This window comes from Streptomyces sp. NPDC094143 (assembly GCF_040303825.1).
Taxonomy (GTDB): domain Bacteria; phylum Actinomycetota; class Actinomycetes; order Streptomycetales; family Streptomycetaceae; genus Streptomyces.
Genome location: NZ_JBEOTZ010000009.1, coordinates 176863 through 189895, shown reverse-complemented (window position 1 = coordinate 189895; position 13033 = coordinate 176863). Strand labels below are relative to the sequence as shown.

Sequence of the window (13033 nt, the reverse complement as noted above, 5' to 3'; positions counted from 1 at the left end):
GGACCGGCCCGGCCCGAGGGAGCGCGTGTGAGCAGTAGACCCGAACTGACGGGCAGGGCGGCGCGTCTCGCGCGGCTCCTGCCCACCGGCCCCGGGCAGGCCGCCCGCACCCCCTTCGTCCTCCTGGTCGTCCTCCTCCTCGGCGGCGGTCTCATCGCCCTCCTCGTGCTGAACTCGGCCGTCAGCGAAGGCGCGTTCCGGCTCGACGACCTCCAGCGCGAGACCAGGAACCTCACCGACGAGGAGCAGGCCCTGCAGCGGGACATCGACGCCTACTCCGCCCCCGAGGCCCTCCAGCGCCGCGCCCGTGAACTCGGCATGGTCCCCGGCGGCGACCCCGCCTTCCTGGGCCCCGACGGCACGGTCAAGGGCGTCCCCAGCCCCGCCCCCGGCGTCCGGCCGGCCGCCGCCCACGTCCCCCTGGTCCTCGCCCCCGAGGCCATGCCCGACGGCACCGCATCGACCCCCGGCAGGTGACGGAAGTGTCCGACAGGGAACCGCCACGCCGCCGTGTGCCCGGCCCCGCCAGGCCCGCACGCCCCGACGCCCGGCGCAGGCCCGGGCCGGGTGCCCGGCCGGCCCGGCGGCCCGGACCGGGACGCACGACCCCGCCCAAGCCGCTCCGGCTGGGCAGCCCGCGCCCCCGGCTGCGCCTGATCGGGCTCGCGCTCACCCTCGTGCTGATCGCCTTCGTCGTACGGCTCTTCCAGGTGCAGGCCGTCGACGCGAGCACCTACGCCGCGAAGGCCGAGCAGAACCGCTACGTGGGGCAGGTGCTGGCCGCCGACCGCGGAGAGATCACCGACCGCTCCGGCGTCGCCCTGGCCACCAGCGAGGACGCCTACGACATCACGGCCGACCCCACCATGTTCGCGCCGGACATGCTGAAGATCGCCGACGGCCCCGAGCAGGCGGCCGCCCTGCTCGCGCCGATCCTCGGGCAGGACCAGGAGAACCTGGTCGAGAAGCTGCGGCCGAAGAACAAGGCCCTGCGCTACGTCAGACTGGCCTCCCGCCAGACCCCGCAGGTCTGGAAGCAGATCAAGGACCTGAAGTCCGCGCTCGCGAAGAAGGAGGAGACGGACAAGTCCGTGCGCAACGTGCTCGCGGGCGTCTTCTCCGTCGCCACCAGCAAGCGCGTGTACCCCAACGGAGACCTCGCCGCCGGGATACTGGGCTGGGTCAACGCCGAGGGCAAGCCCGGCGGCGGCATCGAGCTGCAGCTGGACAAGCAGCTGGCCGGCAAGGACGGCAAGATCCGCTACGCCCAGTCCGGCGGCCGCCTCGTCCCCACCGCGGGGGGCGCCACCGAGACGCCAGCCGTGCCGGGCAGCGACGTCGAGCTCACCATCGACCGCGACATCCAGTGGGCCGCGCAGAACGCCATCACCGAGCAGGTGAAGGAGTCCGCGGCCGACCGCGGCTACGTCATCGTCCAGGACACCCGCACCGGGCAGATCCTGGCCATGGCCAACGCGCCCGGGTTCGACCCCAACGACCTGTCCGACGCCGACCCGTCCGCCCTCGGCAACGCGGCGCTGCAGGACGCCTTCGAGCCCGGCTCCACCGCCAAGGTCATGTCGATGGCCGCCGTCCTCCAGGAGCGGGCCGCCACCCCGATGACCCACGTGGTCGTGCCCAACCGGCTGCACCGCGGCGACCGGCTCTTCAAGGACGACGTCGACCACCCGACCTGGTACCTCACCCTGAACGGCGTCCTCGCCAAGTCCAGCAACATCGGCACCATCCTCGCCACCGGCCAGCTCGGCAGGACCCAGGCGCAGTCCAACAAGGTCCTCTACGACTACCTGCGCAAGTTCGGCCTCGGCAGCTACACGGGCCTCGGCTTTCCCGGCGAGACCAAGGGCATCCTCGCCCCGCCCGACAAGTGGTCGACCTCGCAGCAGTACACGATCCCTTTCGGCCAGGGCGTGTCCATCAACGCCATGCAGGCCGCCTCCGTGTACTCGACCATCGCCAACGGCGGCGTCCGCGTCGAACCCACGCTGGTACGCGGCACCAAGGGCCCCGACGGCCGCTTCACGCCCGCCCCGAAGCCCGCGAAGACGCGGGTCGTGAGCGCGCAGACGGCGAAGACCCTCGCCCGGATGCTGGAGTCCGTCGTGGACGACGAGGAGGGCACCGGCACCAAGGCGCGCATCCCCGGCTACCGCGTCGCGGGCAAGACCGGCACGGCCAACCGCGTGGATCCGGCCACCGGCAAGTACAGCGGCTACACCTCCTCGTTCGCCGGGTTCGCACCCGCCGACAAGCCCCGCATCACCGTCTACTGCGCCATCCAGAACGCCACCCAGGGCAGCTACTTCGGCGGGCAGATCTGCGGTCCTGTCTACAAGCAGGTCATGGAGTTCGCACTGAAGTCCCTCCAGGTCCCGCCGACCGGGGCCAAGCCCGCCAAGCTCCCGGTCACCTTCCGGCGCTGACCTCCCAGCGCCGACCGGCCACCCGCGCCCGTCCGCACCGAACAGCCAGGAACCACTCGTGACGATGATCACCCCGGACCCCGGGAACCAGAGCACCCCGGGCCCCTCACTTCGCCCGCAGGCGGGTACGCCCGGTACGCTCACCGCCGTGCCACACGCTGATCAGTCCCAAACCGCCCAGAAGGGGCATCCCGTGACATACCCCGGGCCGCCCAGGCCGGTGCAGCTCTCCGCCACATCCCTCGCGGAACTCGCCGATCAGCTGGGTGCTCCCGCGCCACAGGGCGCCGCCGAGGTCACGGGCATCACCCACGACTCGCGCGCCGTGCGCCCCGGCGACCTGTACGCCGCCCTGCCGGGCGCCCGCCTGCACGGTGCCGACTTCGTGAACCAGGCCGCGGGCCTGGGCGCCGCCGCCGTGCTGACCGACCCGGCCGGCGCCGACCGCGCCGCCGCGTCCGGCCTGCCCGTCCTGGTCGTCGACGACCCGCGCGGGCAGATGGGCGAGCTGGCCGCCACGATCTACGGGCACCCCGGCCGGGACCTGCTCCAGATCGGCATCACCGGCACCTCCGGCAAGACCACCACCGCCTACCTCGTCGAGGGCGGGCTGAAGACCGTCAGGTCCACCGGCCTGATCGGCACGGTCGAGATGCGCATCGGCGACGAGCGCATCAAGTCCGAGCGGACCACCCCCGAGGCCACCGACCTGCAGGCCCTGTTCGCCGTCATGCGCGAACGCGGCGTCGAGGCGGTCGCCATGGAGGTCTCCAGCCACGCCCTGGTGCTCGGCCGCGTCGACGGCTGCGTCTTCGACATCGGCGTCTTCACCAACCTCAGCCCGGAGCACATGGAGTTCCACTCCGACATGGAGGACTACTTCCAGGCGAAGGCGCAGCTGTTCACGCCGAAACGGAGCAGGCTCGGCGTGGTCAACGTCGACGACGAGTACGGCCGCAGGCTGGCGAAGGAAGCCGGCGTCCCGGTCGTCACCTACTCCGCCGAGGGCCACCCCGACGCCGACTGGCGCGCCGAGGACGTGCAGATCGGCCGGCTGGACTCGACGTTCACCGTCATCGGGCCCGAGGGCGAGCGGATCAGCGCCAAGTCGCCGCTGCCGGGCCCCTTCAACGTGGCCAACACCCTGGCCGCGATCGTCGCCCTGGCCGTCGCCGGGCTCGACCCGCAGTCCGCCGCCGACGGTGTGGCCGCCGTCCCCGGCGTACCGGGCCGTCTGGAGCGCGTGGACGCCGGGCAGCCCTACCTCGCGGTCGTCGACTACGCCCACAAGACCGACGCCGTCGAGTCGGTGCTGCGCGCCCTGCGCAAGGTCACCGAGGGCAGGCTGCACGTCGTCCTCGGCTGCGGCGGCGACCGGGACAGGACCAAGCGGGAGCCGATGGGCGCCGCAGCGGCGCGGCTCGCCGACACCGCCGTCCTGACCTCCGACAACCCCCGTGGCGAGGACCCCCTCGCCATCCTCGCCACGATGCTGCGGGGCGCGGCCTCCGTGCCCGCGCACGAGCGCGGCGAGGTGCAGGTCTTCGAGGACCGGGCCGCCGCGATCGCCGCCGCCGTGGCGCGTGCCGAACCCGGCGACACCGTGCTGGTCGCGGGCAAGGGCCACGAGCAGGGCCAGGACATCGCCGGTGTGGTCCGTCCCTTCGACGACCGCCAGGTGCTCCGCGAAGCCATCCAGAAGACCCAGGGATGAAAATCCAGAAGATCCAGGGGATGAACTTGTGATCGCCCTCTCCCTCGCCGAGATCGCAGAAGTCGTCGGCGGGCAGACGCACGACATACCGGATCCGTCCGTCCAGGTCACCGGCCCGGTCGTCCGGGACTCCCGCGAGGCGGGGCCGGGCAGCCTGTTCGTGGCCTTCGCCGGTGAGCGCGTGGACGGCCACGACTTCGCGGCGGCGGTCGTCGAGGCGGGAGCGGTGGCCGTGCTCGGCACCCGTCCCGTCGGCGTGCCCGCCATCGTCGTGGAGGACGTCCAGACCGCTCTCGGCGCCCTCGCGCGGCACGTCGTGGCCCGGCTCGGCGCCACCCTCGTCGCCCTCACCGGCTCGGCGGGCAAGACCAGCACCAAGGACCTCATCGCGCAGGCGCTCCAGCGCAAGGCGCCGACGGTGTTCACGCCCGGCTCGCTCAACAACGAGATCGGGCTGCCGCTGACCGCGCTCAGCGCCACCGAGGAGACGAGGTTCCTCGTCCTGGAGATGGGCGCCCGCGGCATCGGGCACATCCGCTACCTCACGGAACTGACCCCGCCGCGGATCGGCCTGGTGCTCAACGTCGGATCCGCCCACATCGGCGAGTTCGGCGGCCGCGAGCAGATTGCCCAGGCCAAGGGCGAGCTGGTGGAGGCGCTGCCCCCCGAGGCCGAGGGCGGCACCGCGATCCTCAACGCGGACGACCCCTACGTACGCGCCATGGCCTCCCGGACGAAGGCGAAAGTGCTCCTTTTCGGAGAGTCCGGCGAAGCGGACGTTCGCGCCGAGAACGTGCGACTCACGGACACCGGACAGCCCTCGTTCAGGCTTCACACACCCTCCGGTGCAAGCGATGTGACCATGCGCCTGTACGGTGAGCATCACGTGTCGAACGCGCTCGCCGCGGCCGCCGTCGCCCACGAGTTGGGCATGTCCGCAGACGAGATCGCCCGCGCGCTCTCCGAGGCGGGCTCCCTCTCCCGCTGGCGCATGGAGGTCACCGAGCGCCCGGACGGCGTGACGGTCGTCAACGACGCCTACAACGCGAACCCCGAGTCCATGAAGGCCGCGCTGCGCGCGCTGGCGGCCATGGGCAAGGGACGTCGCACCTGGGCGGTGCTCGGCAAGATGGCCGAGCTCGGGGACGAGGCTCTCGCCGAGCACGACGCGGTCGGGCGGCTCGCCGTCCGGCTCAACGTCAGCAAGCTCGTCGCGGTCGGTGGCAGGGAAGCCGCCTGGCTGCAACTGGGCGCATATAACGAGGGTTCGTGGGGTGAGGAGTCGGTGCACGTGTCCGACGCACAGGCGGCGGTCGACCTGTTGCGCAGCGAGTTGCGCCCGGGGGACGTCGTGCTCGTGAAGGCGTCCCGTTCGGTCGGGCTCGAAAGCGTTGCCCAGGCGCTGCTGGAGTCCGGTGCCGAGGGTGAGGTTGCCGCCCGATGATGAAGCAGATCCTGTTCGCAGGAGTCATTGGTCTCTTTCTCACGCTGGTCGGCACCCCGCTGCTGATCAAGCTGCTCGCGCGCAAGGGCTACGGCCAGTACATCCGCGACGACGGCCCGCGCGAGCATGCCAGCAAGCGCGGTACGCCGACCATGGGCGGTATCGCCTTCATCCTGGCCACGGTCGCCGCGTACTTCCTGGCCAAGGTGATCACGGGCTATCTGGACCCGGACGTCGACGCGGCGCCGACCTTCTCGGGTCTGCTGGTGCTGGGACTGATGGTCGGCATGGGCCTGGTCGGCTTCCTCGACGACTACATCAAGATCGTCAAGCGGCGTTCGCTGGGTCTGCGGGCCAAGGCGAAGATGGCCGGCCAGCTGATCGTCGGCATCGGCTTCGCGGTGCTGTCCCTGCAGTTCGCGGACAACCGCGGCAACACCCCCGCCTCCACCAAGCTGTCGTTCATCACGGACTTCGGCTGGACGATCGGCCCGGTGCTGTTCGTGGTCTGGGCGCTGTTCATGATCCTCGCGATGTCGAACGGCGTGAACCTGACCGACGGTCTGGACGGTTTGGCCACCGGCGCCTCGGTGCTCGTCTTCGGCGCCTACACCTTCATCGGCGTCTGGCAGTTCCAGGAGTCCTGCGCCAACGCGGGCACGCTGACCAACCCGGGGGCCTGTTACGAGGTCCGCGACCCGCTCGACCTCGCGGTGGTCGCCTCCGCGCTCATGGGCGCCTGCCTGGGCTTCTTGTGGTGGAACACCTCGCCGGCCAAGATCTTCATGGGCGACACCGGTTCGCTCGCGCTCGGCGGTGTGCTCGCCGGCCTCGCGATCTGCTCGCGCACCGAACTGCTCCTCGCCATCCTGGGCGGCCTGTTCGTGCTGATCACCATGTCCGTGGTGATCCAGGTCGGCTCGTTCCGCCTCACCGGCAAGCGCGTCTTCCGGATGGCGCCACTGCAACACCACTTCGAACTCAAGGGCTGGTCCGAAGTGCTCGTCGTGGTCCGCTTCTGGATCATCCAGGGCATTTGTGTGATCGTCGGACTCGGCCTCTTCTACGCAGGATGGGCAGCGGACAAGTGACCTCCTCGGAGCCCTTCGACTTCCAGGGCAAGCACGTCACCGTCGCCGGACTCGGTGTCTCGGGCGTCCCGGCGGCCAAGGTGCTGCACGGACTCGGCGCGCGCGTCACGGTCGTCAACGACGGCGCCGACGAGCGCGCGCGGGCGCAGGCGGCCGAGCTGGAGGCGCTCGGGATCACCGTGCGCCTGGGCGACGGCGACACTCTGCCGGAGGGCACCGAGCTGATCGTCACCGCGCCCGGCTGGAAGCCGGACAAGCCGCTGTTCACGGCGGCCCGTGACGCGGGAGTGGAGATCTGGGGCGACGTCGAGCTGGCCTGGCGCCTGCGCGGCCCCGACGCCGCTATCTGGCTGGCCGTCACGGGCACCAACGGCAAGACCACGACGGTCCAGATGCTCGCCTCGATCCTGAAGGCGGCGGGCCTGCGCACCGCCGCCGTCGGCAACATCGGCGTCTCCGTGCTGGACGCGGTGCTCGGCGAGGAGAAGTACGACGTCCTGGCCGTGGAGCTGTCCAGCTACCAGCTGCACTGGGCGCCGTCCCTGCGCGCCCACTCGGCCGCGGTGCTCAACCTCGCGCCCGACCACCTCGACTGGCACGGCTCCATGGAGGCGTACGCCGCCGACAAGGGCCGTATCTACGAGGGCAACCGTGTCGCCTGTGTCTACAACGTGGCCGACAAGGCCACCGAGGACCTGGTCCGTGAGGCCGACGTGGAGGAGGGTTGCCGGGCCATCGGCTTCACCCTCGGCACGCCCGGCCCCTCCCAACTCGGCGTCGTGGAGGGCATCCTGGTCGACCGCGCCTTCGTCGAGAACCGGCAGAAGAACGCCCAGGAGCTCGCCGAGGTCGCCGATGTCAGGCCGCCGGCCCCGCACAACATCGCCAACGCCCTCGCCGCGGCGGCCCTCGCCCGCGCCTACGGCGTGCCCGCCAGGGCCGTGCGGGACGGGCTGCGGGCCTTCACCCCGGACGCCCACCGCATCGCGCACGTCGCCGACGTGGACGGGGTCGCCTACGTCGACGACTCCAAGGCGACCAACACCCACGCCGCGGAAGCCTCGTTGGCGGCCTACGAGTCGATCGTGTGGATCGCGGGCGGGCTCGCCAAGGGCGCCGTCTTCGACGAACTGGTCGCCAAGGCCGCGAAGCGGCTGCGCGGGGCCGTGCTGATCGGCGCGGACCGCGCGCTCATCCGGGAAGCCCTGGCGCGACACGCCCCGGAAGTACCCGTCGTCGACCTCGACCGGACCGACACTGGGGCGATGCGCGCGGCGGTCCACGAGGCGCGACGGCTCGCTCAGGCGGGCGACACGGTGCTGCTGGCCCCGGCCTGCGCCTCCATGGACATGTTCGCCGACTACAACAAGCGCGGGGACGCTTTCGCGGACGCGGTTCGCGAGCTCGGCTCCGTCGAGGGCTGACCCGGGTCCGCCTCGCCCGGCGGTGACGCCGGGCGTACCTGGGAGGGACGCGTGACACGGATGTGGCTGGTGCCCGAGCGGCCGGGGAGCGTGCGCCGCACGACGCTCCCCACCGGCAAGGCGGGGTGAGCGGCGATGCCCACCAGCCGCACCGGACGGCCCCCGGCCCCGCGCGCCCCCAGGCGCCCCGCCGCGTCCCGGCCGCCGCGGGAGAACGGCGTCCTCGGCCTGTACACCCGCGCCCGCCGGGGCTGGGACCGGCCGCTGACCGCCTACTACCTGATCCTCGGCGGCAGCGCGCTGATCACCGTGCTGGGCCTGGTGATGGTCTATTCGGCCTCCCAGATCACCGCGCTGCAGATGTCGCTGCCCGGCTCGTACTTCTTCCGCAAGCAGCTGCTCGCGGCGGTCATCGGCGCCGGTCTGCTGTTCGCCGCCTCACGCATGCCGGTGAAACTCCACCGGGCCCTGGCCTACCCCATCCTCGCCGGCGCCGTCTTCCTCATGGCGCTGGTCCAGGTGCCCGGGATAGGAGTCTCGGTCAACGGCAACCAGAACTGGATCGCCGTCGGCGGCTCCTTCCAGATCCAGCCCAGTGAGTTCGGCAAGCTCGCGCTGGTGCTGTGGGGCGCCGACCTGCTCGCCCGCAAGCAGGACAAGAGGCTGCTGACCCAGTGGAAGCACATGCTCGTCCCGCTGGTCCCGGCCGCCTTCATGCTGCTCGGCCTGATCATGATCGGCGGCGACATGGGCACGGCGATCATCCTCACGGCCATCCTGTTCGGCCTGCTCTGGCTGGCCGGAGCGCCCACGCGGCTGTTCGCCGGCGTCCTGTCGGTCGCGGCCGTGCTCGGTCTGATCCTCATCAAGACCAGCCCCAACCGCATGGCCCGCCTGCAGTGCCTCGGCGCCACCGAACCCCAGTCCGGACCGGTCGACTGCTGGCAGGCCGTGCACGGCATCTACGCCCTGGCCTCCGGCGGGATCTTCGGCTCGGGGCTGGGGGCGAGTGTGGAGAAATGGGGCCAACTCCCCGAAGCCCACACCGACTTCATCTTCGCCGTCACCGGTGAGGAACTGGGCCTGGCGGGGACGCTGTCGGTCCTCGCCCTCTTCGCGGCTCTAGGCTATGCGGGTATCCGCGTGGCCGGACGCACGGAGGACCCCTTCGTGAGGTATGCCGCGGGAGGCGTGACCACCTGGATCACGGCCCAGGCCGTGATCAACATCGGTGCGGTGCTCGGTCTGCTGCCGATCGCCGGTGTGCCTCTCCCGCTGTTCTCCTACGGGGGATCCGCCCTGCTGCCGACCATGTTCGCCATCGGGCTGCTGATCGCCTTCGCACGCGACGAGCCCGCTGCGCGGGCAGCGCTTGCGATGCGGCAACCTCGCTTTGGTAGAAAGCGGGGGGCCGGGGGAACCGGTTCGGGTCGGAGCCCCCGGAGATGGAACACGATGCGACGGCGCGCCACGGCGGCGCGTCCGTCCGGAGAGCGGTGAATTTCGGTGCATGTCGTACTCGCCGGCGGAGGAACCGCGGGCCACATCGAGCCCGCGCTCGCCCTCGCGGACGCCCTGCGCAGGCAGGACCCGACCGTGGGCATCACGGCCCTGGGCACGGAGCGGGGCCTGGAGACGCGTCTCGTACCCGAGCGCGGTTACGAGCTCGCGCTGATCCCGGCCGTACCGCTGCCACGCAAGCCCACCCCCGAGCTGATCACCGTCCCGGGCCGGCTGCGCGGCACGATCAAGGCGACCGAGCAGATCCTGGAGCGCACCAAGGCGGACGCCGTGGTCGGCTTCGGCGGCTACGTCGCCCTGCCCGGCTACCTCGCGGCCAAGCGCCTCGGCGTGCCGATCGTCATCCACGAGGCCAACGCCCGCCCGGGCCTGGCCAACAAGATCGGCTCGCGCTACGCCAGCCAGGTCGCCGTCTCCACGCCGGACAGCAAGCTGCGCGGCGCCCGCTACATCGGCATCCCGCTGCGCCGCTCCATCGCCACCCTGGACCGGGCCGCCGTGCGCCCCGAGGCCCGGGCCGCGTTCGGGCTGGACCCCAACCTGCCCACATTGCTGGTCTCCGGCGGCTCCCAGGGCGCCCGCCGCCTCAACGAGGTCGTGCAGACGGTCGCGCCCTGGCTCCAGCAGGCCGGTATCCAGATCCTGCACGCGGTCGGCCCGAAGAACGAACTGCCGCAGGTCCAGCAGATGCCGGGGATGCCCCCCTACATCCCGGTAAGTTACCTGGACCGGATGGACCTCGCGTACGCCGCGGCCGACATGATGCTCTGCCGCGCGGGCGCGATGACCGTCGCCGAACTCTCCGCCGTCGGGCTCCCGGCCGCCTACGTCCCGCTGCCCATCGGCAACGGCGAACAGCGGCTCAACGCCCAGCCGGTGGTGAAGGCCGGCGGCGGCCTGCTGGTCGACGACGCGGAACTGACCCCCGAGTGGGTCCAGCAGAACGTCCTGCCCGTGCTCGCCGACCCGCACCGGCTGTACCAGATGTCCCGCGCCGCCGCCGAGTTCGGTCGCCGGGACGCCGACGACCTGCTCGTCGGCATGGTGTACGAGGCGATCGCCGCCGCTCGTGCACACCGCTAGGCCCGTATGACGGAAGGCAGGGGAGCGTGGCCGGATCGACCACCGCCGAGCGCGGTGAACGCCAGCAGAAGTCGTCCGGCCCGCCTCCCGCCAGGCGTCTGAGGCGGCGCCACGTTCGTGTGATCGTCATCCTGGCCCTCGCCCTGGTCTTCCTCGGCATCCCGACGCTGTGGTTGTTCTACGGGTCCGACTGGCTGCGCGCCGAGCGGGTCTCCGTCTCGGGCACCCGGGTCCTGACGCCGGCTCAGGTCGAGGCGGCCGCCGAGGTTCCCCTCGGCGAGCCGCTGATTTCCGTGGACACGGACGCGATCGAGACGCGGCTGCGCCGGAAATTGCCCCGAATTGACGCGGTTGACGTGGTCCGTTCCTGGCCCCATGGAATCGACCTGAAGGTGGTCGAACGGACTCCGGTTCTGGTTGTCCGAAAGGGCGGAAAGTTCGTCGAAGTGGACGATGAAGGTGTCCGTTTCGCCACGGTTTCCGAGGCCCCGAAAGGCGTGCCCGCGCTGAAATTGACGCTGTCGCGCTCCGGCTCGGCCGCCGCCGGCCTGCGCCGCTTCGGCGAGCCCAGGCTGGTGCGCGAGGCGGTCGGCGTGGCCCGCGCCGTTCCGGCCGCCGTCGCCCGCGACACACGGACCGTCAAGGTCCGTTCCTACGACGACATCTCGCTGGAGTTGCGGGACGGCCGCACCGTCGTCTGGGGGAGCAGCGAGAAGGGCGCCGCGAAGGCCCGCGCGCTGACCGCCCTGATGAAAGCCTCGCGCGACGCGCGTCACTTCGACGTGAGCGTGCCCACCGCGCCCGCGTCATCAGGGAGTTGACGCACATCCGCGCAGGCCAGCACCCTGGTTGGGCAGCGCTACGGCTGATCACATAGGGTGAAAAGAAAAACGGGAGGTTCGGCGTGTTCGTTGAAGGAGCGCCACTTGTCGACTTAGTGTCCTGTTCAGAAGACTCCAAGGAACGGACACACTGGTAACCCTAAACTTCAGGGTTAGGGTTCGGGTCGGCGATACGGACCGTCCCATTCGGCATCAGTCGTCGGGTCGCGGGGCGCAGGGCGTCACGGGGATTCGGCGACACGTAACTCGAGGCGAGAGGCCTTCGACGTGGCAGCACCGCAGAACTACCTCGCAGTCATCAAAGTCATCGGTGTCGGCGGCGGTGGTGTCAATGCCATCAACCGGATGATCGAGGTCGGTCTCAAGGGCGTCGAGTTCATCGCCATCAACACCGACGCGCAAGCCCTGTTGATGAGCGACGCCGACGTCAAGCTGGACGTCGGCCGTGAACTCACCCGCGGACTCGGCGCCGGAGCCAACCCGGCCGTGGGCCGCAAGGCCGCCGAGGACCACCGCGAGGAGATCGAGGAGGTCCTCAAGGGGGCCGACATGGTCTTCGTGACAGCCGGTGAAGGCGGCGGCACCGGCACCGGCGGCGCGCCCGTCGTGGCCAACATCGCCCGCTCGCTCGGTGCCCTCACCATCGGTGTGGTCACGCGCCCGTTCACCTTCGAGGGGCGGCGCCGCGCGAACCAGGCCGAGGACGGCATCGCCGAGCTCCGCGAAGAGGTCGACACCCTCATCGTCATCCCGAACGACCGGCTGCTGTCCATCTCGGACCGCCAGGTCTCGGTGCTCGACGCCTTCAAGTCGGCCGACCAGGTCCTGCTCTCCGGTGTGCAGGGCATCACCGACCTCATCACCACCCCCGGCCTCATCAACCTCGACTTCGCCGACGTCAAGTCGGTCATGTCCGAGGCGGGTTCGGCCCTGATGGGCATCGGCTCCGCCCGCGGCGACGACCGCGCCGTGGCCGCCGCCGAGATGGCGATCTCCTCGCCGCTGCTGGAGGCGTCCATCGACGGCGCCCGCGGCGTGCTGCTCTCCATCTCCGGCGGCTCCGACCTCGGCCTGTTCGAGATCAACGAGGCCGCCCAGCTGGTCAGCGAGGCCGCGCACCCCGAGGCCAACATCATCTTCGGCGCGGTCATCGACGACGCCCTCGGCGACGAGGTCCGGGTCACCGTGATCGCCGCCGGCTTCGACGGGGGCCAGCCCCCGGCCCGCCGGGAGAACGTGATCGGCTCGGCCTCGGCCAAGCGTGAGGAACCCGCCCCGGTCCGGCAGGCCGAGAGCCGTCCGGCCTTCGGCTCGCTCGGCAGCGTGACGCCGAAGGAGGACCCGGAGCCCGCTCCGAAGCCGGTCGAGGACATCCCGGTCGCCCCGCCGGTCCCGCCGGCGCCGCGCACCTACTCGGACAGCGCGGCCGAGGAACTGGACGTACCGGACTTCCTCAAGTGATCCTTCTGA

General features: G+C 71.2%; 10 protein-coding genes. All 10 read left to right on the top strand.

All coding sequences use genetic code 11. The annotated features are described in order from the left end of the window. Nucleotides 1-27 precede the first annotated feature (27 nt). The 10 genes from ftsL to ftsZ all read left to right on the top strand — a co-directional run bounded on the left by ftsL (nt 28) and on the right by ftsZ (nt 13024). On the top strand, nt 28-477 hold the full coding sequence (gene ftsL / locus ABTZ58_RS14910) for a cell division protein FtsL (protein ID WP_351355473.1): 450 nt from the start codon (nt 28-30) through the stop codon (nt 475-477). Between the two features lie 5 nt (nt 478-482). Beyond that, complete coding sequence (locus ABTZ58_RS14905) at nt 483-2444, top strand: peptidoglycan D,D-transpeptidase FtsI family protein (RefSeq protein ID WP_351355470.1); 1962 nt, start codon at nt 483-485, stop codon at nt 2442-2444. 193 nt (nt 2445-2637) lie between these two features. Beyond that, nucleotides 2638-4158 (top strand): UDP-N-acetylmuramoyl-L-alanyl-D-glutamate--2,6-diaminopimelate ligase, encoded by a 1521-nt coding sequence (locus ABTZ58_RS14900; protein WP_309097165.1) that lies wholly within the window; start codon nt 2638-2640, stop codon nt 4156-4158. Nucleotides 4159-4186: 28 nt separating this feature from the next. Then, complete coding sequence (locus ABTZ58_RS14895; protein WP_351355466.1) at nt 4187-5602, top strand: UDP-N-acetylmuramoyl-tripeptide--D-alanyl-D-alanine ligase; 1416 nt, start codon at nt 4187-4189, stop codon at nt 5600-5602. Next, nucleotides 5602-6693, top strand: coding sequence for a phospho-N-acetylmuramoyl-pentapeptide-transferase (gene mraY, locus ABTZ58_RS14890; RefSeq protein ID WP_309097172.1), 1092 nt, complete (start codon nt 5602-5604; stop codon nt 6691-6693). Before ABTZ58_RS14895 ends, mraY begins: the two co-directional genes overlap by 1 nt. Further along, nucleotides 6675-8117: a UDP-N-acetylmuramoyl-L-alanine--D-glutamate ligase gene (murD, locus tag ABTZ58_RS14885; protein ID WP_351355464.1), complete on the top strand. Its 1443-nt coding sequence runs from the start codon at nt 6675-6677 to the stop codon at nt 8115-8117. The genes mraY and murD overlap by 19 nt, the downstream gene beginning before the upstream one ends. Before the next feature lie 135 nt (nt 8118-8252). Next, the gene (gene ftsW / locus ABTZ58_RS14880) at nt 8253-9617 is read left to right on the top strand and encodes a putative lipid II flippase FtsW (protein WP_351355461.1); all 1365 of its coding nucleotides are present in this window, start codon (nt 8253-8255) and stop codon (nt 9615-9617) included. A 6-nt stretch (nt 9618-9623) separates the two neighbouring features. After that, nucleotides 9624-10721 carry an undecaprenyldiphospho-muramoylpentapeptide beta-N-acetylglucosaminyltransferase gene (gene murG, locus ABTZ58_RS14875; RefSeq protein ID WP_010039354.1) on the top strand — a complete coding sequence of 366 codons (1098 nt, stop codon included), beginning with the start codon at nt 9624-9626 and terminating at the stop codon, nt 10719-10721. A gap of 26 nt (nt 10722-10747) precedes the next feature. Further along, nucleotides 10748-11542 carry a cell division protein FtsQ/DivIB gene (locus ABTZ58_RS14870; RefSeq protein WP_351355458.1) on the top strand — a complete coding sequence of 265 codons (795 nt, stop codon included), beginning with the start codon at nt 10748-10750 and terminating at the stop codon, nt 11540-11542. Nucleotides 11543-11830: 288 nt separating this feature from the next. After that, nucleotides 11831-13024, top strand: a complete 1194-nt coding sequence (ftsZ, locus tag ABTZ58_RS14865) for a cell division protein FtsZ (RefSeq protein ID WP_351355455.1) — start codon at nt 11831-11833, stop codon at nt 13022-13024. Nucleotides 13025-13033: the final 9 nt, after the last annotated feature.

What these genes read in the sequence shown, in the direction of transcription:
- mraY (WP_309097172.1), top strand. Translation starts at nt 5,602, where the DNA reads ATGAAGCAGATCCTGTTCGCAGGAGTCATTGGTCTCTTTCTCACGCTG.
- murD (WP_351355464.1), top strand. Translation starts at nt 6,675, where the DNA reads ATGGGCAGCGGACAAGTGACCTCCTCGGAGCCCTTCGACTTCCAGGGC.
- ftsW (WP_351355461.1), top strand. Translation starts at nt 8,253, where the DNA reads ATGCCCACCAGCCGCACCGGACGGCCCCCGGCCCCGCGCGCCCCCAGG.